Origin of the sequence: Okeania sp. SIO2B3 (assembly GCF_010672525.1) — a bacterium.
Classification (GTDB): Bacteria; Cyanobacteriota; Cyanobacteriia; order Cyanobacteriales; family Microcoleaceae; genus Okeania.
In genome coordinates, this window is sequence record NZ_JAAHGH010000007.1 from 200,101 (window position 1) to 222,060 (window position 21,960).

General features: G+C 34.9%; 16 protein-coding genes. 10 read left to right on the forward strand and 6 right to left on the reverse strand.

Translation table 11 applies throughout. The features are described 5' to 3' along the window. Positions 1-838 precede the first annotated feature (838 nt). The gene (locus tag F6K15_RS09125) at positions 839-1,621 is read left to right on the forward strand and encodes a pre-peptidase C-terminal domain-containing protein (RefSeq protein ID WP_293060059.1); all 783 of its coding nucleotides are present in this window, start codon (positions 839-841) and stop codon (positions 1,619-1,621) included. A 1,155-nt stretch (positions 1,622-2,776) separates the two neighbouring features. On the opposite strand, the gene F6K15_RS09130 is transcribed toward F6K15_RS09125, so the two are convergent. Both F6K15_RS09130 and F6K15_RS09135 read right to left on the reverse strand, forming a co-directional pair. Next, on the reverse strand, positions 2,777-2,977 hold the full coding sequence (locus F6K15_RS09130; protein WP_293060062.1) for a chlorophyll a/b-binding protein: 201 nt from the start codon (positions 2,975-2,977) through the stop codon (positions 2,777-2,779). Between the two features lie 50 nt (positions 2,978-3,027). Continuing rightward, positions 3,028-4,065, reverse strand: coding sequence for a succinate dehydrogenase/fumarate reductase iron-sulfur subunit (locus F6K15_RS09135; RefSeq protein ID WP_293060064.1), 1,038 nt, complete (start codon positions 4,063-4,065; stop codon positions 3,028-3,030). Between the two features lie 1,590 nt (positions 4,066-5,655). Between F6K15_RS09135 and F6K15_RS09140 the strand changes: the two genes are divergently transcribed. The 5 genes from F6K15_RS09140 to ppsA all read left to right on the forward strand — a co-directional run bounded on the left by F6K15_RS09140 (position 5,656) and on the right by ppsA (position 12,602). Next, positions 5,656-6,189, forward strand: a complete 534-nt coding sequence (locus F6K15_RS09140) for an RDD family protein (protein ID WP_293060066.1) — start codon at positions 5,656-5,658, stop codon at positions 6,187-6,189. Between the two features lie 33 nt (positions 6,190-6,222). Next, complete coding sequence (gene rpmG, locus F6K15_RS09145) at positions 6,223-6,411, forward strand: 50S ribosomal protein L33 (RefSeq protein ID WP_124147576.1); 189 nt, start codon at positions 6,223-6,225, stop codon at positions 6,409-6,411. A 73-nt stretch (positions 6,412-6,484) separates the two neighbouring features. Next, complete coding sequence (gene rpsR, locus F6K15_RS09150) at positions 6,485-6,703, forward strand: 30S ribosomal protein S18 (RefSeq protein WP_202220750.1); 219 nt, start codon at positions 6,485-6,487, stop codon at positions 6,701-6,703. Between the two features lie 295 nt (positions 6,704-6,998). Next, positions 6,999-9,017 (forward strand): ribonuclease catalytic domain-containing protein, encoded by a 2,019-nt coding sequence (locus tag F6K15_RS09155; RefSeq protein ID WP_293060082.1) that lies wholly within the window; start codon positions 6,999-7,001, stop codon positions 9,015-9,017. A gap of 1,152 nt (positions 9,018-10,169) precedes the next feature. Beyond that, the gene (gene ppsA / locus F6K15_RS09160) at positions 10,170-12,602 is read left to right on the forward strand and encodes a phosphoenolpyruvate synthase (protein WP_293060085.1); all 2,433 of its coding nucleotides are present in this window, start codon (positions 10,170-10,172) and stop codon (positions 12,600-12,602) included. Between the two features lie 384 nt (positions 12,603-12,986). Here ppsA and F6K15_RS09165 read toward each other — a convergent pair whose 3' ends face one another. The 4 genes from F6K15_RS09165 to F6K15_RS09180 form a co-directional block, all read right to left on the reverse strand. Next, complete coding sequence (locus F6K15_RS09165; protein ID WP_293060088.1) at positions 12,987-13,529, reverse strand: hypothetical protein; 543 nt, start codon at positions 13,527-13,529, stop codon at positions 12,987-12,989. A gap of 105 nt (positions 13,530-13,634) precedes the next feature. Beyond that, a complete protein-coding gene (locus F6K15_RS09170) occupies positions 13,635-13,997 on the reverse strand; it encodes an aspartyl protease (RefSeq protein WP_363267575.1) in 363 nt (120 codons plus the stop codon). Continuing rightward, on the reverse strand, positions 13,997-14,338 hold the full coding sequence (locus tag F6K15_RS09175; protein WP_293060090.1) for a hypothetical protein: 342 nt from the start codon (positions 14,336-14,338) through the stop codon (positions 13,997-13,999). Before F6K15_RS09175 ends, F6K15_RS09170 begins: the two co-directional genes overlap by 1 nt. Before the next feature lie 130 nt (positions 14,339-14,468). Beyond that, positions 14,469-15,572 carry a D-alanine--D-alanine ligase family protein gene (locus tag F6K15_RS09180; RefSeq protein ID WP_293060092.1) on the reverse strand — a complete coding sequence of 368 codons (1,104 nt, stop codon included), beginning with the start codon at positions 15,570-15,572 and terminating at the stop codon, positions 14,469-14,471. A 924-nt stretch (positions 15,573-16,496) separates the two neighbouring features. Between F6K15_RS09180 and F6K15_RS09185 the strand changes: the two genes are divergently transcribed. The 4 genes from F6K15_RS09185 to F6K15_RS09200 all read left to right on the forward strand — a co-directional run bounded on the left by F6K15_RS09185 (position 16,497) and on the right by F6K15_RS09200 (position 21,917). Beyond that, complete coding sequence (locus F6K15_RS09185; RefSeq protein ID WP_293060095.1) at positions 16,497-16,874, forward strand: hypothetical protein; 378 nt, start codon at positions 16,497-16,499, stop codon at positions 16,872-16,874. 226 nt (positions 16,875-17,100) lie between these two features. After that, positions 17,101-17,883 carry a tryptophan-rich sensory protein gene (locus tag F6K15_RS09190; protein ID WP_293060098.1) on the forward strand — a complete coding sequence of 261 codons (783 nt, stop codon included), beginning with the start codon at positions 17,101-17,103 and terminating at the stop codon, positions 17,881-17,883. 386 nt (positions 17,884-18,269) lie between these two features. Next, positions 18,270-18,956 carry a lecithin retinol acyltransferase family protein gene (locus F6K15_RS09195; protein ID WP_293060101.1) on the forward strand — a complete coding sequence of 229 codons (687 nt, stop codon included), beginning with the start codon at positions 18,270-18,272 and terminating at the stop codon, positions 18,954-18,956. Between the two features lie 1,008 nt (positions 18,957-19,964). Continuing rightward, the gene (locus F6K15_RS09200) at positions 19,965-21,917 is read left to right on the forward strand and encodes an NHLP bacteriocin system secretion protein (RefSeq protein ID WP_293060104.1); all 1,953 of its coding nucleotides are present in this window, start codon (positions 19,965-19,967) and stop codon (positions 21,915-21,917) included. The last annotated feature ends 43 nt before the right edge of the window (positions 21,918-21,960 follow it).

The window sequence follows — 21,960 nt, forward strand, 5'->3', positions numbered from 1 at the left end:
TATAGGTAAATTGTCTGAAATTTTATCTACTGATTTTATAGATAGGGATATGAAGATTAAAAAAAATTTTGACAAGAAAGATCGACAAAGCAGAGTGAAAAAATTTTGACTTTAAAAGCCACCTACATAGTAAACTATTATGTGCAATTATAAAAAATTGACTTGATATCTAGACTGAACCTAAAAGAATATGAAATAATCAAATTATTGCTACATATCCTCCCCTTTTTTGGTAGTCATACTAAATCCGGTTTATAAAGTACCCTTTTGTGTCGATAAGGGTATGGGGTATAGAGCAGATCGGGAAAAAGTTAGAGAGTATTTTTAAAAGTGCCTTTTGATCACCGGATTTGGTCTCAGTAGGGGTAAATCGTCGTTCTCTTGTACAGTAGTTAGTAGGTATAGGTAGGCTTGAGGATCGGAAACCCAACAAGATGTATTGAGATGAAATACTAAAACTTCTTGCCACATATCCTCCCCTTTTTTAGAGAGGAGCTAGAGGTTAGGAGAATTAAGGGAAGATATTTTTTTATGTGAAATATAAAATTGATTTAAAATGTCATAATGAGCAGATAATAGCAATTTTATCAAAAAATGTATTTATAGGAAACAGGAATTTATAGCAAGTTCAACAAATTGTATTACAGCAAAATCAAACAGTTAATAAATTCAGTACAAGTATTGATTTTGAAATCAAAAAAGATGATTATACTGAAACTCTGTAATTACTGACTAAAATTTACCCTAAACTTTTTCAATTAATAATTATTCGTTATTATTTCCCACTATGCTAGTTGGAGAATTTAAGTAGTATATTTATTTGTATTTGAGGTGATTAATGCGTCAAGCAAGATTTTGGGCGATCGCCCCTTTTGGTCTACTAAGTATTATGGGAAAAACTTTACTTTTTCCTATGCTTCTATTTCATCTGGTGGTTATCAATTCTAGCTATGCTAATGAAATTTTAGCTCAGGATACTCCAACCCAAGAAGAAACTACCCCTTCTACCCAAGAAGAAACTACTCCAACTCCAGAAGAGACTCCAACTCCAGAAGAAACTACCCCTTCTACCCAAGAAGAAACTACTCCAACTCCAGAAGAAACTCCAACTCCAGAAGAAACTACCCCTTCTACCCAAGAAGAAACTACTCCAACTCCAGAAGAAACTCCAGCTCCAGAAGAAACTACCCCTTCTACCCAAGAAGAAACTACTCCAACTCCAGAAGAAACTCCAACTCCAGAAGAAACTACCCCTTCTACCCAAGAACAAGAAGTTGGAAAAGAAATATTACAGCTAGAAGGAACGCTTAGTGATGGAGACTTAGTACTTCCATCTGATGAAAGTATTTATGATGAACATACTTTTGAAGGAACAACAGGTCAAGTAGTAACTGTAATCTTAGAAAGTCCTGACTTTGATACTTATTTAGCAGTATTTAGTCCTAATGGTGAATTATTGGGAGAACATGATGATGTTAGTCAGAAAAATACAAATTCTCAATTAACAATTACTCTAACTATTACAGGAACATATCGTGTAATAGTTAACTCTTATGATAAAACAGGTAGGGGTCAGTATAATCTCCAAGTAATTGAGTCAGGTCAAACATCAGATTTATAATTGAAAAAAAATTAATGGTTAATGGCTAATATCTAAATACAATTTAAACATTAGCCGGTGGTGGTGCATAGTAATGGTAAAGGAGTGTGGGGAGATGGGGGGATGGGGAGTGTGGGAGAAATTAAAGAATATGTATCCTACCATTACCATGCAGGACTATCCATTAGCCATTAACATTTAGCTATCAATAAATAATATCAAATCCGGTAGCATTGGCGTAATTAGATAAGGAGTTAGGAGTTAGTGGGACTTACACAAAACAGAAGTAGAAAATAGGCTCAAACATAGACAGGTAAAGATTTTTACGTCAAAAAGGCATAAATCCTGAATAAGCACGGGTTTTAGCCATTTTTAAAGTATCGACGTAATTTCCTGGTATAGACTGACTTTTAGGCATTTTCTATCCCAGAAAATGTCTAAGTACCATTAGGAAGGAAGAGAATTTAGAAAGATTTGGCAATGACGCTCAGATGGAACATTTTTTTATACCAAATTAAGCTGATTTTAATAAAAATTAATTATCTTAGTACAAATCTAATTAATAGCTAATAGCCAATAGCTAAATGTAATTAAAGAATTAGTAATAATTCAGTATAAGAGACTGTTTGTCAAATAAATAAAATATTAGATCGTGTAGGGTGCGAAGGGTGTTACGTAAAGTACTATCCCACAGCACGCAGTGCGTGAGGTATCAAACCTATATATTATTCCAGAAATGATCAGCGTACCGTCACACACCATACTTAATCTTTATGTTGACAAACAACCTCTAAATTATAACCTCTAAGTAATTGAATCAGGTCAAACATCAGATTTGTAAATACTAATTTTTTGACTGTTTAATAGCTAATAGCTAATAGCTAAATGTCATTCAAAGATTAGCTATTAGCATTAATTAAGCTGTAAGCATTCAGCTATTAGAAGTCAGCTCTTCGGTGCGGAATGGGCTCGCATTCAGCTTTTTAATGAATGAACCAAGTATTTGTTTAACTTCTACTACATTTTTAAACAAAGAATTGAAGCACAAGAACAACGAGCTTAAATTGTCCACTAAAGGTAATAAAGCTGTTTGCGCAGCATGACCTAGGAATAGCTGATAACTGACTGCTGTTTGCGCAGCATTCCGCAGGAAATGCTTACATTAAGCTTGATTTTTTACCGCAAACCTAACCAAGAAAAAAAATCTTGATGAGTAAATAACTCCAGTAATAACAAAATGAAAAATCCTACCATAGCAAATCTACCATTGATTCTTTCTGCGTAAGTATTCCAACCAAAAGCAGGTTCATTAGACTTAGTAGTTTCAACTTTTTTAGTAGATTCTGATGTAGATTGAGAAGTCAAATTTTCAGACATAATATTGATAGAATTCTATGAGCTTTTAAGATTTTTTAGTACGGATAAAATTACTGAATTATCTCAGTAGATTTATTGTCCAATTTTTTTACTGATTCAATCAGCGATCGCACAGTTTCCGTCCCCTCAGAAGGTTCAAAAGTCAAAGGAAACTTACCTTTTGCCAACATTCTTAATCCTAATGGGCCTAAACTCAATAATCCTTGAATATCTCTAAAATAGTTACCCACTACCTGAATACCAAATTTTCGTTCATCAATCCAACCCCCATCTTTAACCAAATCAATTAAAACTTTTCGATGGCGAATAGAACGACTAGCTTCTTTATCTTTACGATCGAGAATTTCTTGTTTAATTTTACCTATTTGATCCATAGGTGCTACTTCCATTGGACAAACAGAATTACAATAATAACAACGGGTACAACCCCAGACTCCTGCTGTGTCAAGATTATATTTTTCTAATCTTTTCTCTATTTGACTGTCACGAGAATCACCGACCATTCTATAAGCTTTGGCTAAAGCGTGTGGTCCAACAAAATCTGGATTAACTTCACGAGCATTACATTCAGAATAACAGGCTCCACAAAGAATACAATTACCCGTCTGATTTAGTTTATCCCGTTCAGTGGGAGTCTGTAAAAATTCTCGTTCTGGAATTTGTCGTGCTTTTGTGCTGACATAAGGTTCAACTGATTCTAGATTTTGCCAAAAACTGTTCATATCTACTACCAAATCTTTAATTACTGGCATATTTCCCATAGGAGCAATAGTTATTTCTGGAATAGATTTTGCAGTAGTATTAGCAGAATTATTATTACTATTATTTGCTATTTTTTGTAGTCTATCTACTTCATTTCTAATATTTTCTTTACAAGCTAAAGCTGAACGACCATTTATTTTCATTCCACAACTACCGCAGATAGTATTACGGCAATTTTTACGAAAAGCTAAACTACCATCTTGCTCCCATTTAATTCGATTAAGGCATTCTAAAATTGTATTGCCTGGTTCAACTTCTAAGGTGTAAGTTTGAACTCTAGGAGTAGTATTTTGATGCTGACGAACTATATTAAAATTGACTTTCATCGATCATAAATTAAAGATATTTTGTACTAGCTTAGTTGTGTTTTTTTTAGATAAAACAATATTAGCATTAATTATGAGTTTTTTGATTCCGATATTATTTTTATTTTACTACACTTCTATTAGTTTTTTCGTAAGCATTTCCTGTGGAATGCTGCGCAAACAGCTATTAGCTGTTAGCTGTCAGCTCTCATTAGAAGGTTTAAATGAATATAGACTTTAAAGCCAACTTTGGTAGTAAGTATAAATTCTGTCTCAATTAGTAAAGCTTTGATCTAAAACTAAAAGCAATAGCTGTTTGCGTAGCATCCCGCAGGGAAGTGCTGAAGCCCTGACGGCTGAATGCTTACATTTTTCGGTAGTAGGTGTTAGATTTTAAGTTTGAGCTTGTAGACGAAATAAAGTTTACTTTAAAATATATTTATTTGCTATATTTTTTAAATTAGGTTGAAAACTTCAGATTTCACCTGTTTTGTCCACAATTATTGGAGCTTAATTACCATTAAATTAAAATATTAACTTACTGTCTACAAACTTCCTGAGTATATTCAATGTCGTGACTGTAAAAAGTCACAAAATAATAGTTTATATCAGTTAATGTGAAGTTGTAAATAAACTGAAACAAGGCAATGATGTTATACCAAATCCGATTTAGAAAAGCTGATTATATATTCTCTCTATTGTCTATTGAGTGTTACTTTTTGCCTCACACCATAATCAGCTTATAATAACCGGATTTGTTATTAGAAGCTTTAGTTGTATGCAGCTTCATCAAAAATTTGTATTACAAGAAAAATCTTCAAAAATTAAAATTAATCATTATCTCTCCTTGAAAATAAGAGGATTGACTAGAAGGAAATTTTTTTTCTTTTCTCTTGGTATATTTGGATATAAAGCTCCCTTCGAGAACTGAGTTCAAGGAAAACCCAAGAATGAGGAGTAAATCGGCTTTTTCTGTTTTTCATTCTGCGCTTTCCATTCCGGCGATCACTTGAGCTATTCTATAATAGGCTAGGCGTTAACTTAATTCTGCGAAACGCAAAGCTGCCGTTTTTTCCTTTAAAGGAAATGCTTTAAACTCAATTTATCGGTAAAACTTAAAATTAAAATTAAAAGCAAAGCTTGAGTAATTATGGATTAATTATACTGATGATTGACCAGAGCAAAAATTTCATTTTATCTTATTAGATGTAAAATCATAGTAATTCTTAAATTGTAGTGAATATTTTGATTTAATTAGATTTAATTTCATATTCAAATTAATAACTACTTACTAACCTAGCCATCAACTCCTATTACTATGTACAGCTACCAATCAACAATTAATAATTAATTATTAATTATTAATTATTACCTCTCCTTGAAAACGGATAGGATTGACTAATTATAAAAAATTTTTCTTGTTTCTCCTTGAAAGGAGAGGATTTTTACCTTAATTATTCGGTAATAACTATATGTATATTAACTTCTATCTGGAAAACCAGCAAAAATTGACAAATAAAAAACGTGATAAAATTATAGAACAGTAACAAAAGCCAATCAAACAGTTACATATTCTCCTAACCAGACCAAAAAATAATTAAGGTCTATCTTATGAGTGATAATATTATACCCCAATTGCCAAAAGCACCTCTATCCCGTCGCGTAGCAGCATTCAGTATAGATGCTGTAGTAGTTTGGTTTTTGAGTGCCATAATTAGCAATAATTGGTTCACGTTTATTTTATTTTTTATGGTACTTTGGATAATAACACGAGTGTTAGTAGTCCATAAAAACCATGGTCAGAGTATAGGACACTATGCTCTAGATATGAAAGTTTTAGATACTAGATACCAAAGAAATCCAGGTATCCTAGAACTATCAAAGCGAGAAGGAATTTTAGCATTATCGGGGGCATTGGCTATGTTAGGCATTAGTAATTTAACATCAGGAAATGCTGCTGTCTTATTACTAATAATTCCTTTATTTTTGGACTTTACAGTAGCTTTAGTAGATATTGAAAGATATCAACAAGCTTTCCATGACAGAATAGCTCAGACAATAGTAGTAGGGACAATGCGTGGTTACTCCCTAGATATTAAGGTAAGGTGGCTAGTTGACGAAGCCAAACGTTATATGAGAAGATAATAATTTGTGTCTAGCATTCATGGAAATTGAAATATGGCCAAAGGAGTCAGAATAGTAATTACACTAGAATGCACAGAATGTAGAACGAATTCTAATAAACGTTCACAAGGTGTGTCTAGGTATACAACAACTAAAAACCGTAGGAATACAACTTCAAGATTAGAATTGAAGAAATTCTGTACTCACTGTAATAAACATACAGTTCACAAAGAAATTAAGTAAAAATTCAGTGAGTATTAAAAATAGTAAGTAAATAGTTAAAACGTAAACAAAAATAACTAACAAATAATTAGAAATGGCGAATTACTTCCGCAAAAGAGTATCACCAATTAAACCAGGAGATCCAATCGACTATAAAGATGTGGAACTACTCAAGAAATATATTACAGAAAGAGGTAAAATTCTGCCAAGAAGAATCACTGGTTTAACTTCAAAACAGCAGAGAGATTTAACGAAAAGTATCAAAAGAGCTAGATTAGTAGCCTTATTACCCTACGTTAATCGGGAAACCTGAAGATAAAGTGTTTGAGATTTGAGATTTTGGGTAAATCTGAAAAAGTTAAAAAGCATTCAGCAGTTCAGCGGTCAGCGGTCAGCTTTGCGCAAAGAGGATGAGCAACCCAAGCTTGGACGTTTCGGAATACGACCCTTGCCAGATGCCTAATTATATGCACAAAATTTGAGGCTGATATGCTGATAGCTAATAGCTGATGGCTGAATGCTTACAAAAGCCAAATTCAAAAAATCTCAAACTAGGAAATACCACAACCTAGTCAAAGGTAGTTGAAAATTTATAGGGATATATAAATGTGGAGAAGGGAAAATTAATTGAATTTAGATTGCATGGAGAACGGCGGCTAGCCATAACAGAACGTCCAGATGGTAAAAAAAACTGGGTCGTGGTGGAAGAAAATGGTCAATCTCACAGCATACCTCCAAAGCAAATCAGTTATGAAGTAGCAGGAGAAGGTTACAAATCATCAGAAATTCCCAAATTTCTTCAGGAAGTAGAAACTTATATAGACCCTTCAAGTATAGAATTGGCATGGGAACTACTGGTAGAAGAATCAGAAACAGTAAATCCAGAAGAAATGGCCTTACTGCTATTTTCAGAACAAACACCAGCCCAATGTTATGCAGCGTACATATTATTATCAGACGATAAACTCTACTTTAAGCAAAAAGGCGATCGCTACGAACCCCGACCTGTAGCTCAAGTAGGAGAAATCAAACATCAGCAGGAAGTCCAAAAGCAAAAACAACAAGAACTAGAAAACTTTTTACTCCGGGTGCGTAACCGACTAGCAGGAGAAGAAGTAGAGTGGCAACCAAGTGATTATAACCGCCTAGATGTAATAGAAAAATTGGCAACTTATGGAGAAGAAGCTTCTCATCGGGCCCAAGCAATGGATAGCTTGGCAATGTTAGAATTACCAGAAACTCCAGAAGCAGCGTTTAAACTATTAATGGATCTAGGTATATGGAGCAAACATGAAAATTTATTTTTGCGACGTAGTCAGATTCCAAAACATTTTTCTACCAAGGTACTAGAAGTGGCTCAAAGCTGCCTGAAATCTCCTCCACCAGATCCAGATACAAATCGTTTGGATTTAACTCATCTAAAAGTTTATACCATAGACGATGAAAGCACCAAAGAAATAGATGATGGCCTCAGTATTGAATTTTTAGAAGGCGATCGACAAAAGATATGGGTACATATTGCCGACCCAACTCGCTTACTTACTCCTGGTGATGAGTTAGACCTAGACGCAAGGCGAAGAACTACTACATTATATTTACCCACAGGTATGATTCCGATGTTCCCGTCAGAGTTGGCCACAGGACCAATGAGTCTGATTCAGGGACAAATTTGTAGCGCCTTGAGTTTTGGCATTATTTTAGATGAAAGTGGAGGAGTTGTAGACTATAGCATTCATGCTAGCTTAATCAAACCAACCTACCGCCTGACTTATGATGATGTAGATGAAATGTTACAGTTAAAGATTCAGCTAGAGCCAGAAATTCATGCCCTCGACCAGTGGGCCAAACAAAGATTTCAGTGGCGACAGTCACAAGGTTCTATTAGTATCTATATGCCAGAGTCAGTAATTAAAGTCGAAGGTGAGGAAGTAAAAGTAGAGGTATTGGACGACTCACCATCAAGACAGCTAGTGGCAGAGATGATGATTATGGCAGGAGAGGTTGGGGCAAAATATGGTCAAAAATATGATATTCCCCTTCCCTATCGCAGTCAACCCCAACCAGAACTTCCACCAGAGGCAGAACTAATATTATTGCCTGCTGGACCAGTTCGGTCTTGTGCGATGCGTAGATGTATGCCTAAAAGTGAAATGGGGATTATACCAGCTCGTCATGCGAGTTTGGCCTTAGAAACTTACGTTCAGATTACTTCTCCAATTCGGCGTTATAGCGATCTATTGGCTCACTTTCAAATTAAAGCTCATTTACGAGGAGAGGAGTTACCTTTTAGTCGAGACCAGATGCAAGAAATAGTAATGAGTTTAGTTCCTGCTGTCAAAGAAGCTTCTAGTGTGGAAAGGTGTACTAACCGTTACTGGGGACTGGAATATTTGCGACGTAATTCTGATGAGGTTTGGCAAGCGTTGATAATTCGGTGGTTGAAAGAAGAAATTAATTTAGGGTTGGTGTTATTGGAAGAGTTGGGGTTAGAGTTGGCAATGCGGTTTGGTCGGTCTGTCAATGTGGGCGATCGCCTAGAGGTGAAGGTTGCCCATGCTGACCCTCGTAAGGATGAAGTTATATTCCAGGAAGTAATTACTACTGTAGCAGAGGCGGCAGCTAATTAGATTTTTGAAGAAGTTATCCAGGAGTGGCTCACAGGGATTATGGCACGGATATACGGATAGGGCAGAGAGTAGGGGAGTGGGGAGTATTTTTCTACTTTTTTCCCTTGTTGCATAAATGCGGGATGATTTTAATAGTTTTGTGGAATGGGTATCTTGCCCGTTCGCGTTCCTGATATTTTCACCGCACTCCTACCCTCACCCATAAGACTTTTGAGCGCAAACCCTAATTATGATGATTTATAACGCGAGCAAGATGCTCGCACTAATTGTTCTAACTAACCTGACTGATAACTGATAACTAAAATGGCAGTTCCTATATTTTTGAGATTAAAATCAACATTTTTACAGAATTTTTACAGATATATATTAGGTTATTTAATACCTTTTATGTAAGCAAAAACACCAAACAAACTTAATATAGTAGCGAAGGAAAGGTTAGGACAGATCGGCAGCTTAAAACTCAGACAAAGCAATATTTTTCCTTCTTCCCTCTTCCTTCTTTCTTCTTCCTTCTGCTATATATATACTTAACTATGGTTGGGATTAAAAACAAGGGATTAAACATCGTTATTTGATTTTTATTTAAGGTTAATGATAAATCTTAGTAATGTGTCTACCTCAGATGAGTCGTAGTTAAAACCCCCTCTATAGAATTATGAAAGCACTTAATTTTTTGTAATAAACACCTCTACACTACTCCTATCAACAATTTTTTACTTTTGGTAACTAAGGTGCATACCTCAGAAAAGTTGTCGGTTATACAGAATTTAATTAATATATAAATATAGAGAAAAAGTTTTTTAATAAAATTTCTCTAATAAGATAGATGGGTAATACACAACTATAAATCAAGAAATAATTGTTAGCGATCAATGTGATATAGGTTGTCGAACGTTAACAAAAATAGTTTTTTAAAGGCAAAAATATAGGGTGCATCTTAATATTTGCAAAAATACTTTTTTCCTATATATTCCCTGTTGACTGTTGCTAGATGAACTGTTGCCTAAAAGCGATAAATTTTAGGCTTTATTCATGCATTGAGATGCACCCAAAATATAGTGATTTGCCTTGAATATAAATTTGTGACGAAAATTCTATCCAAGCTGCACCGTGACATGATGAAACAGCTTAATTTTAGGAGAAATTAAAACAATGCTAAAAACAGTAACAATTCAAAATAAGACTTTTACTGCTAAAGATAAAAGCTTAGTATTGTGGTTTGATGAAGTTAGTATTAATGACATTCCTTTAGTAGGAGGTAAAAACGCATCTTTAGGAGAAATGATGCAACAACTTACCCCCAAAAACATCAATATTCCGAATGGTTTTGCTACCACTGCCTACGCCTATCGTTACTTCATCAAATCTGCTGGTTTAGAAGCAAAACTGCGCTTACTATTTGCCGACCTTGATGTTGAAGATATGAAAAATTTGCAACAACGGGGGAAAAAAGCGCGAGCATTGATAATGAATACACCCTTTTCAGCAGAACTCGAAAAAGCGATCGCCCTCAGCTACGAAACCCTTTGTTATCTCTACGGTCAAGATACAGATGTTGCTGTACGTTCCAGTGCCACTGCTGAAGACTTACCAGATGCCAGTTTTGCCGGACAACAGGAAACTTACCTCCATATTCACGGGGTCAAAAATGTACTTAAAGCAACTCATAAGTGTTTCGCATCAGTATTCACCGACCGTGCTATCTCCTACCGCACTCTCAAAGGTTTCGACCACTTTGATGTTGCCCTGTCAGTTGGCATTCAAAAAATGGTGCGTTCCGACCTTGCTACCTCTGGTGTCATGTTTTCTATAGACACCGAAACCGGGTTCAAAAATGCTGCCCTAATCACAGCAGCTTATGGTTTAGGGGAAAATGTGGTACAAGGTGCAGTTAACCCCGATGAATATTTAGTATTTAAACCAACTCTTCGGGAAGGTTTCCGTACTATTCTCAACAAACGCCTGGGCACTAAAGCTCTGAAAATGGTTTATGATGGCGGTAATTCGATTAAAAATGTACCCGTACCGGAGCGACAGCAGCAACAGTTTGCTCTAAGTGATGATGAAATTCTGCAACTTGCCCATTGGGCGGTAATTATTGAAGACCATTATTCCCAAGTGCGTGGTAGTTACACGCCGATGGATATTGAGTGGGCAAAAGATGGTATAACCAATATTTTATATATAGTTCAGGCGCGACCAGAAACAGTGCAATCTCAAAAAACCGAGGATATGCTGCGTAGTTATCAGTTGCAGGAAAAAGGGAAAGTATTGTTGACAGGTCGTGCTGTTGGTCAGGCGATCGGCGAAGGTAAAGTGCGCGTAATTCTGGATACGCATAACATTTCTGAATTTAAACCAGGGGAGGTGTTAGTCACTAACAAAACTGACCCCGACTGGGAACCCATTATGAAAAAGGCTAGCGCTATAGTTACTAACCAAGGTGGGCGTACTTGTCATGCTGCAATTATTGCGCGGGAGATGGGTATTCCGGCGATTGTTGGTTGCGAAAATGCTACGAAACTATTGTACAATAGTAAGGAGGTAACTGTTGACTGTGCTGAGGGAGAAGTGGGGATAGTTTATGATGGGTTGTTGCCGTTTGAGGTTGTGGAAACAGTATTGGATGATTTGCCAGAAACTCGCACTCGCATTTTGATGAATGTGGGCAACCCAGAGGAGGCTTTTCGGTTATCGGCACTTCCGGTTGATGGTGTGGGTTTGGCTAGATTGGAGTTTATAATTGCTAATCATATTAGGGTGCATCCTTTAGCATTGCTCAATTTTGACGAAGTAGAGGATGAGGCGGAAAAGGCAAAAATTGCTGAGTTGACTATGGGATATGAAAATAAGGCAGATTTCTTTATCGATCGCCTAGCTTATGGGATGGGAGCGATCGCTGCTGCTTTTTATCCGAAACCTGTGATTGTACGGATGAGCGATTTTAAGAGTAATGAATATGCTAATTTATTGGGAGGGAAACAGTTTGAACCTGATGAGGAAAACCCAATGATTGGTTGGCGGGGTGCGTCTCGTTATTATCATCCTAAATATCGGGATGCTTTTGGTTTGGAGTGTTTGGCGCTGAAGCGAGTGCGGGATAAAATGGGATTGGCAAATGTAATTCCGATGATTCCGTTTTGTCGTACACCCCAAGAAGGAATGAAGGTTTTAGGGGAGATGGCTAAGTATGGTTTGGAGAGGGGTGAGAATGGTTTGCAGGTTTATGTGATGTGTGAGTTACCGAGTAATGTGATTTTAATAGAACAGTTTGCTCAAGTGTTTGATGGATTTTCTATTGGGTCGAATGATTTGACTCAGTTGGTGTTGGGTTTAGACCGAGATTCGGCATTGGTAGCAGATATTTTTGACGAACGCCATGATGCTGTGAGGCGAATGATTAAGATTGCGATTACTATTGCTCATGAGTGTGGGAATAAGATTGGTATTTGTGGTCAGGCGCCGAGTGATTATCCTGAGTTTGCGAAGTTGTTGGTAGGGTTGGGGATTGATTCTATTAGTTTGAATCCTGATTCTGTGTTGGAGACTCGGGTTGAGGTGGCGAAGTTGGAGGGATTTTCTTGAATTTAGAATTTAGAATTTAGAATTTAGAATTACCTCTTCTTATAAATAATAGGATTGGTTAAAAGGATTTTTTTCTTCTCTTGGTCGAGAAGTCAGAAGTGAAAGTTGATAGACTGAAAGTAATGGATATACAATAATTTCAGCTTATTCTTTCACATCGTCAGTTGCCAACTATTTGTGACATCTTTAAAGTGAATTGGTATTAAGTAGGGAATAGTCAATAGTTAGGGGTTTGGTAGCTAAACCCCTACAGTATTTTTTATGTTGCACAATAACAAATGATTAAGATAACTGAGGAAATTGGCTTTGCTTTAAATCATAGATGAGAAAGGGCAATCAATTTAGAATAACGCAGAGTTTTAGGGATGTAGCCTAACTCTATGGCTACTCAGGTAAATTTTCAATATCTATTACAAAAATCCCTAAAATATTCTTTTCATTTAACTGATTGTTTTGATGTCCTAAATCTTTTCGCATTGCTAATAGCATAGAGCTGAAAAGCTTAATGGGATTATCTGAAGAGTTTTCTGTATCACTTCTTGAGATTTGTTTCAATTTTATATACAGATTTAAAACATCATCGGATGCCCATAAAATTAAATCTGGTGTCATATCATAAATTTCTTTAGCTAATTCTTCTGGTGTTTTTTCATTTCCGTTCATTTTTTTAGCAAAGATACTATCAAAGAAAAAATTAATAACTTTGTCATATACTTCAACCTTTTTAGGTATTTGTTCATTACGAATTTGAATGTTAAGATTACTTGTAACTGTAATCAATGCTCCTAATGCAGCAACTAAAATAGCTATAAATGGCCAAGGTGCTTTGCTGATTTCAGAAAATAAGAACCAAGCTATTACACCTAAAATTGCAAGGCCAACTATTCCTATGCCAATGCTCTGCCAATTAGTACTGTTGCTTTTCATGGTTGTTTTCCCTAATAATCTTCCTCAAGCTAAATATTTACAAAAAATACATCATACTACATTAAGATAATTTTGATCTTCATTAATTTTTCACTTGTCAATTTTTCATAGCTTTAAAATATCCTCTGATTTATTGACAGTAAGTTCCATTATTTCCAACCATTGAGAACCAATTAAAAATTCAGGTATTTCTTCACCAACATGAACTGGTATTGTCATTTGTTCTCCATCAATAATTATTAAACCTTGATGGATATTAAAGAATTCATTCCCTCTAGCAGTCTGCATTTCTATGTCAGGTGCAACTAAAGGCCACTGCAAAGCTTCTAAATCTTGAGAATTAATGGCTAACCATCCTGTGGTAAAACCAGTATCTAACAGAGCGTCTACTAAAAATTTCTCTCCAGTGACAGTAACTAATTCTATTTCAAAAAATAATTCGCCGTTATCTCCAAATTTACCTAACATTATATTCTGCCACAAGCTCCTGTTTCATTAAGTCGATAAATAGCGACTTTGACTGTACCATCTGGGTAACAGCTGCGAACTTTTTGAATTAAGTTTTCTAAGGATGAGTCGATCATATATTCTTGAGTGTCTGGATCGACTGCTATAAAATGGTTGTAATATTTGTCAATTAATTGAGGGCGAAGTTTTTCAAAGACTGGTCGGCAGCGGGCGCTAAATTCTACTTTGATAGCTTTGCGTCTTGCTATTTCTTCAGCAGGTAATGTCTTTCCAGGCAATAGTCTTGTCCGAAATTTTTGAGTTCTTTTTGGTAAAGCGATCGCTTCTTTTTCTCTGTCCATAATTAATGATTCCTGGGTTGTATGTGTCAACTTATTTAATATCAATTATACTACTGTCTACTTAAAATTGACAAAAAAGATAAATGTTGGGTTTCGCTGTCGCTCTACCCAACCTACAGAAAATTGTTAGTTACTTAGAATGTCTTTCTAATGCTAACTGAATTAAACAGTCTACTAACTCAGAAAAAGGAATGCCACTAGCTTTCCAGAGCATAGGATACATACTTGTCGCAGTAAAACCAGGCATCGTATTAATTTCATTAATAAAAATTTCCCCTGTTTTCTCTACATAGAAAAAATCTACTCTAGCTAAACCCGCAGCATCCACAGCTAAAAATGCTTGAGTTGCCATTTCTTGAATTTGAGCAGTGATCGCTTCACTGACTCGCGCTGGAATAAATAAGTCCGCTTTTCCTTCTGTATACTTGGTTTCATAATCATAAAAATCACTCTCAAAAGTAATCTCTCCCACTACAGAAGCTTTCGGCAAATCATTTCCTAACACCGCACATTCTAACTCTCTCGCTTCTACACCTGCTTCAACAATAATTCGACGGTCATAACTAGCAGCATTATCCAAGGCAGTTTCCAATTCCGAGCGCAACCGCACCTTAGCAATACCCACTGACGAGCCTAAATTAGCAGGTTTAACAAAACAGGGATATCCTAAAGCTGCCTCAATATCATCACACAATTTGGGAAACACACAAGGATTAGACCAAATCTGCGATCGTGTCACTGCCTGATATTTTACCTGGGGCAAACCTGCCTGAGCAAAAGCCATTTTCATCGCGATCTTATCCATACCCATTGCTGACCCCAAAACTCCAGACCCCACAAATGGAACCTGCATTAACTTCAGTAGACCCTGTATGGTACCATCTTCGCCATTGGGACCGTGAAGCACTGGAAACCACACATCTACTTGGGCAGCTTGAGGGGGAGTTTGCCAGAGGTAAGACGAGCTTTGAGAAGCAAGAGAAGAAGTGGTTTCAGTCTCGGAACTATCATCTGTAAGCTGAGATGATGGTAGGTTGCCAGACTCCAGAACTTGTTGAGAAAAATCAGTTGGTTGCCAACGACCATCTTTTTGGATGTAAATTGGCATCAATTCGTATTTGCCTGTATTTTGACCTTGAGTTAAAGCAGTAGCGATCGCTTTTGCCGAATTCAGGGATACTTCATGTTCCCCGGAACAACCACCAAATAATAAACCTACTCGTAATTTTGTCATTATCTAGATTCCTTTAACAGAATTTTATTGCTGATAGATTATCATATTCAGGTTAATCAGTCATTATCAGAAAATTCAGGAAAGTTTATTTCTAACTTGATTTTTGACTAGACTTATTGCAAAAGTCAAAATAATTTGTTTGACTTCTTTTGTTATCTATTTTTCTTTTCTGTTAACTGTGTCTTGTTCGCTTTTAATAGTTGGTGCATTTTTTTTATCTTTCCTTTTTTTTAATTTCGTAGATATGGAGGTGAAGTGTTCCACAGGAGAGTAAAAAATTGTTAATTATTGAATAAAAATAGTTTATATTTTCTTGGAATTTTATCTTATTTTTACTTTGTTGAAGTTATTTTTTTTAGGTTTAATCATTAGCAAATCATGAAATATAAAAATATAAGTTATTATACCAAGGGTAAAAAAATAATGTTATAAATACCGCAAAACTATGCTGCTAAATTATTTTGAATTTATTTGGTTAAAAGAATAGATTTGATGTAAGCATTAAGCTATTAGCTGTCAGCTTTCAGCTCTCATTTCTCATCAAGGAGTTTAAATTAATATAGACTTTAAAGCTAGCTTTTGTAGTCATATTTAATTCTGACTCAGTTATTAAAGATTTTATCTTAAACTAAAAACAATAGGTGTTTGCGTAACATCCCGCAGGGAAGCACTCATAGCTGACGGCTGAATGCTTACGATTTGATTTCTCTTGACTACTGGCTACTAACTACTAAAAACACCTTGATTATTTGTAGCAAAATTTATAAAAATGGTATTATCTATTAACTAATTATCTGACATAAAATCAAGAGGCCATATAGGAAATAAATTATTCAAAATTTAAGATTATATTCATAGCATTCAACAGTCTAGATGTGATATATAAAATTAGATAGTCGATAATCATATATTTAGGAGTTAATAATGATGAATAACGACGAATTTCAGATATTGACACAGCAACGTAATGCTAAACTTGCTGCAGTTTTGATCGAGATAATTGATGGTGAATGGAATCGAGTTAGTAGGCAACTAGATGCTCTTGATACTGATTCTAATGATGTTACTAAAGCAGCAATTTTAGTGGGACAATTTCAAATATTAGATAAGTTGAGGTTAGCATTATCTGAAGGCAGTCTAAGTTCTGATTATGAAATAGAAGCTATATGGCGCTCAAAATTAATTCAGCGGGTTATCGAAGGTTTTAATTTAGACTTAGATACTCACACTCCACCTCGTCAATATAAAAGTATAGCACAACAACTGGCAGAAGCTTGTGGACTAGAAGTAATTATAGATTAATTCTACAAATATAGATGTTATAATTTGATTAAGATTAACTAATTATTTGAATCAAGTAGCCCGGTGAGTTGTAGAGGTAACAACTTCCGGGCTAAGTTATAATTTGGCTTAACTAGCTATCAGCTATCAGCCTAAAAATTTGTGCATATAATTAGGTATCTGTTTGCGGAGCATTCCGTCAAGAAACGCTTTTTTATCGGATTTATTTATAAGAGTAAAAACAATTATGGAAACTAATACTAACAAATTTAATTCAAACATTATTCGACAGTGGGCTAATTTAATAGGAATTCTTGCTGCTTTTTTTCTGAATGTTTATGTTAATCTTGCACCTCCTGGTGGCAAAACTATTGGTGAAATTTCTAATACTGTATTTCAGGATGTTTTGATTATTCCGGCTAGTTATGCTTTTGCAATTTGGGGATTAATTTATTTAGGTTTAATTAGTTTTGGAATTTATCAAGTATTACCAGCCCAAAGAGAAAATCAAATTTTACAGAGATGTGGATATTTTTTAGTAGGTGCAAGTCTGGCACAAATAGTTTGGGTGTTTTTATTTCAATATCAATTATTTACTCTTTCAGTTTTGGCAATGTTAGGAATTTTAGGCTGTTTAATTTGCCTATATCTAAGTTTAGGAATTAGTTATGAAAGAGTGCCTAAAAAAGATAAATGGTTAGTTCATCATCCCATCAGTATATATTTTGCTTGGATTAGTGTCGCAACGATTGTGAATATAGCAAGTGCCTTACATTATTTAGGCTGGAATAAGGTGGGGCAAGTTGCCATAATTTGGACAATTATTATGTTGATAATTGGAGCAATTATTGCAGCAATTATTAATATACAAAAGCAAGATATAGCTTATCCTCTAGTATTTGTTTGGGCATTTATAGCCATTGTAATTCGTCATTTAGATATGCCAATAATTGCAGTTACTGCTGGAATTTTAACTTTAGGATTGGTAGTTTTAGTTTGTGTAAAAATTGCCTCATTCAGATTAAAATAGAATTAGGTAGTAAGCATTTCCTGACGGAATGCTCCGCAAACAGCAGTTCAGTGGTCAGCTTTGTGTAAAAGGGATGAGCAACCTCTGCTAAAATTAAACGACTTGCTCGCGCGTCGGGGATATTTTACCGAATAATTAAGGTTTAAAGCCTCTCATTTATTTAAAGGAGAAACAATAAATTAATTTCCCCTACCGCATCAATCCTATCCGTTTTCAAGCAAAGATAATTATTAATTATTAATTATTAATTATTAATTATTAATTATTAAGGGACTGCTCTGCAAACAGATACAATTATCTATGCACTAACTTTTTAAGCTAATAGCTAATAGCTAATAGCTGATAGCTAATAGCTAGTTAAATTAAGTAAAATTTGAAAAAATAATATGGCAAGAGGAGAGCAAATATATACTCTTAGAGAGTTTCTAAATATAGATGGTGTTTACGAACATCATGGCATTGACTATGGCGATGGAACAGTTATTCATTATCGCAAAGGTACAGAAACTATTGAAAGAACTTCTAAAGAATATTTTACTGATAGAAGAAAAGTTTATGTAAAACGTTACCCAGTTCGTTATATTGCTGATACAGTCATTCAAAGAGCAGAAAGTAGATTAGGAGAAAGAAAATATAATATTGTTTTTAATAATTGCGAACATTTTGCTACTTGGTGCATAACTGGAGTTAGTCACAGTCAACAGGTAAAAAACTTTATTCCTCTGCTTTATCACATTAATGTTGAGCAAATATCAGAACCAATTAAGCAAGCAATTTTGGGAGTAAAAACTGACTTAGATACTGCTAAATTAGTCAACAAAGCTTTAGCAGACATAAAAATAGCTTGGGAAAATATTCAACCAGAATATAAACAACTTAAACAGGAAATAAATACCTGGCAAAAAGTAGCAGTGGCGGCGATGAAACAAGACCGGGAAGATTTAGCTCGTGCCGCCCTAATGCGTAAGCAAAAACATCAACAACGTGCTGATGAATTAGAAGCTAGTTTGCAGAAATTGGCAACCATGACAGAAACACTTTTAAGAAGTCAAGATTTAATTGGTAAAAGTTGATTTTCTTTAATTAAAACTCCATCATAAGATGTATTAACAATTAATAATTAATAATTAATAATTAATTATTAATTATTACCTTTTCTGTAATAGAAGGATTGGCTAAAAGGATTTTTTTTCTTCTCTTGGTAGATTGGATATGACGAGGAGACCTGCTCTGATCAGAGCCGCTCTGAAGATCGCCATCCCAGTCTACAGGAAACTCCGCTTTTTTATCCATGAATGGAGAGGCTTTATACCTTAATTTTTTGCTAATAAATTTGTATGCAACGTCTGTAGGTCGTAGTAAAAATATAAATAATTAACACATTAGGTGGCTAATAATTATCAAAAAGATTATTCCACCTGTGTTGATTACTTAATAATTGAAACTTTACCTAAGAAAAGCATTTTTTTTCATCGTTGGTATTATACTTTTTCTTTGTAACGATGCACTTATAGCAGTTTTAATCTCGGTAGACCAAAGTAGGGTTCAATAATTAATAATTAATAATTAATAATTACAGCATATTTCGGGTAAATGAGGTACAGGGTAAATGATGAAAATATTGTAGTGCGGGCATCTTGCTCGCTTTGGGGTGTACCTCACGGGCAACGGGAAGCGCTGTAATAATTATCATCTTTTCTTAAGTGCAATTTCATAAATCAATGGTATTAAAAAGAATGGATTAGACTTTATTTTTAGTCAAATAGACATCATGGTTCATTAATGGATAATTGATAATAGATAATTGATAATTACCTCTGGTTAAAACCGCTCTTGATTGAATATAAGGAAATATTATTTCTTCTCTTGGTCGATTGGATATGGCGAGGAGACCTAGCCATCTCTCGACCACTTTTTTCCCCTTAAAAGGGTCGGCTTCAAGGCGCGAATTATTTAATTATTAATTAGTTAATTATTCGGTAAAGTTTTTACTTCACTAAAATTATTGATAATATTATTTATTTTATCGTTGGTACAAGCTAATTAAAAAAAAATCATGGGAAGTTCATCTACAGTTATTAATGTCTGAAAAACAGCGCCGTATATTCCGCAAAGAATCTTTAGAACGGCTTTCTTCCCCAGAAAAAATAGACCAATTAATGCAAGTAGTTACTCTCAAAGATTGGCTACCTTTAGCAACATTAGGTAGTCTAGTAATTTTGGGTTTACTATGGAGTATTTTCGGCAAAATACCTATTACTATTAGTGGAAAAGGAGTATTAATTCGCCCCCGACAAGTAATAGAATTTCAGTCAGCGATCGCTGGTAGATTACAATCTTTAAATATAGAAGATGGGCAGTGCATAAAAAAAAATTATGTACTGGCAACTATCGATCCATCTCAGCTCAAAAAACAATTAGAATTACAACAGAATAAACTAACTCAATTAGAATCTCAAGCTCAAAATACTCAACAATTACAAAATCAACGAACTCAACTCGAAATAGAAGCTTTAGCAGGGAAAAAAAACAGTTTAGAACAACGCTTGAAAGATACTCAGGCAATAGCACCAATACTGCAAAACGATACTTTAAATGCCATCGGAGAACAACGTCAGAGTTTAGAAAAACGTTTGTCAGATCTAGAAACAGTAACTCCCGCATTAAAAGAGAAAAAATTAGAGGCGATCGCCAAACAAAAAACTAGCTTACAACAGCGTTTGCAAGATGCTAAAACACTAACTCCTGAGCTACAAGAAAAACAACTAGCAGCACTCACTGAACAAAAAGTTACCCTGGAACAAAGTTTAGAAAATACCAAAGCTTTAACCCCTATTTTGCTTAATCAAAATGAAGTAGCATTACAACAGAAACGAGAAAGTCTACTGCAACGTTTACAAGATGCACGAGAGTTAGCTCCTACTTTTGAAGAGAGACTAGAAAGACGTCAGGAATTACATGAACAGGGAGCCATTTCTGAAAATATTCTATTACAAAGCAAACAAGAATATCAACAAAATCTGCAAAATATTACAGAAATAGAAGCAGAGTTAAAACAACTAGAAGTAGAGCGAACAGAAACTATAGAAAAATATGCACAAAACCTCAATAATATCAAAGAAATTGAGACTAAATTAACAGAATTAAAAGTGCAGGAAGCAGAAGTTAATCAACAATATTTAGACAACCTCAATACTATTAGAGAAATTGAAACCCAAATTCAAGGATTAGATTTACAAACAACCGAAACTGACGAACAATTTTTAGATAATATCAACAAAATTAATGAAATAAAAGCAGATTTACAAGAACTCAAACTACGAGAAACAGAAACAAAGCAAAAATTTTTAGAAAATCAGAATACAATAACTCAAATAAAAGCAGATTTACAAGATTTAGATACTCAGAGAAAACGTTTAGAACAAGAAAATTTAGAAGCAGTTAATACACGCAAAAATCAAATAGAAGAAGTTAAACGAGAAATTGCTCAATTAGAAAAACAAATTGCTGATAATAGCAAAATTCTTAGTCCTGTAGATGGATGTATTGTGGAAATTCAAACTACTCTCGGACAATTTGTCAATCCAGGTACTACTCTGGGTAAAATTAATATCAAAGGAAAATCAGGAGAACTACAAGCAGTCAGTTATTTTGCTGTTTCAGATGGCAAACGCATCACACCAGAGATGGAAATTTTAATCACTCCCGATACTGTAAAACGGGAAAGATTTGGTGGAATTATCGGCAAAATTATTTCTGTATCTGATTTTCCTGTAACAAAAGAAGGTGCAAACTTCGTAGTAGGAAATTCCGAAATAGTAGAAAATATTATCGGCGAAAATGGGGGGAAAATAGAAGCGATCGCTCAACTAAAATTAGACCCTAATACCTTTAGTGGTTATCAATGGTCTTCTTCAAAAGGACCCCAACAAAAATTAACCGCTGGTACAACCACAACAACACGAGTACGAGTAGAAGAAAGAGCGCCTATTACTTTTGTTTTACCAATTTTAAGAGAGTGGAGTGGGATTTAATTGTAAGGAAGAAGGAAGAGGGAAAAAGGAAGAAGGAAGAAGG

Coding starts and splice junctions, on each gene's coding strand:
- rpsR (WP_202220750.1), top strand. CDS start 6,485: ATGGCGAATTACTTCCGCAAAAGAGTATCACCAATTAAACCAGGAGAT.
- ppsA (WP_293060085.1), top strand. CDS start 10,170: ATGCTAAAAACAGTAACAATTCAAAATAAGACTTTTACTGCTAAAGAT.
- F6K15_RS09175 (WP_293060090.1), bottom strand. CDS start 14,338: ATGGACAGAGAAAAAGAAGCGATCGCTTTACCAAAAAGAACTCAAAAA.
- F6K15_RS09170 (WP_363267575.1), bottom strand. CDS start 13,997: ATGTTAGGTAAATTTGGAGATAACGGCGAATTATTTTTTGAAATAGAA.
- F6K15_RS09130 (WP_293060062.1), bottom strand. CDS start 2,977: ATGTCTGAAAATTTGACTTCTCAATCTACATCAGAATCTACTAAAAAA.
- F6K15_RS09180 (WP_293060092.1), bottom strand. CDS start 15,572: ATGACAAAATTACGAGTAGGTTTATTATTTGGTGGTTGTTCCGGGGAA.
- F6K15_RS09195 (WP_293060101.1), top strand. CDS start 18,270: ATGGCAAGAGGAGAGCAAATATATACTCTTAGAGAGTTTCTAAATATA.
- F6K15_RS09190 (WP_293060098.1), top strand. CDS start 17,101: ATGGAAACTAATACTAACAAATTTAATTCAAACATTATTCGACAGTGG.
- F6K15_RS09135 (WP_293060064.1), bottom strand. CDS start 4,065: ATGAAAGTCAATTTTAATATAGTTCGTCAGCATCAAAATACTACTCCT.
- F6K15_RS09140 (WP_293060066.1), top strand. CDS start 5,656: ATGAGTGATAATATTATACCCCAATTGCCAAAAGCACCTCTATCCCGT.
- F6K15_RS09125 (WP_293060059.1), top strand. CDS start 839: ATGCGTCAAGCAAGATTTTGGGCGATCGCCCCTTTTGGTCTACTAAGT.
- rpmG (WP_124147576.1), top strand. CDS start 6,223: ATGGCCAAAGGAGTCAGAATAGTAATTACACTAGAATGCACAGAATGT.
- F6K15_RS09165 (WP_293060088.1), bottom strand. CDS start 13,529: ATGAAAAGCAACAGTACTAATTGGCAGAGCATTGGCATAGGAATAGTT.
- F6K15_RS09185 (WP_293060095.1), top strand. CDS start 16,497: ATGATGAATAACGACGAATTTCAGATATTGACACAGCAACGTAATGCT.
- F6K15_RS09200 (WP_293060104.1), top strand. CDS start 19,965: ATGTCTGAAAAACAGCGCCGTATATTCCGCAAAGAATCTTTAGAACGG.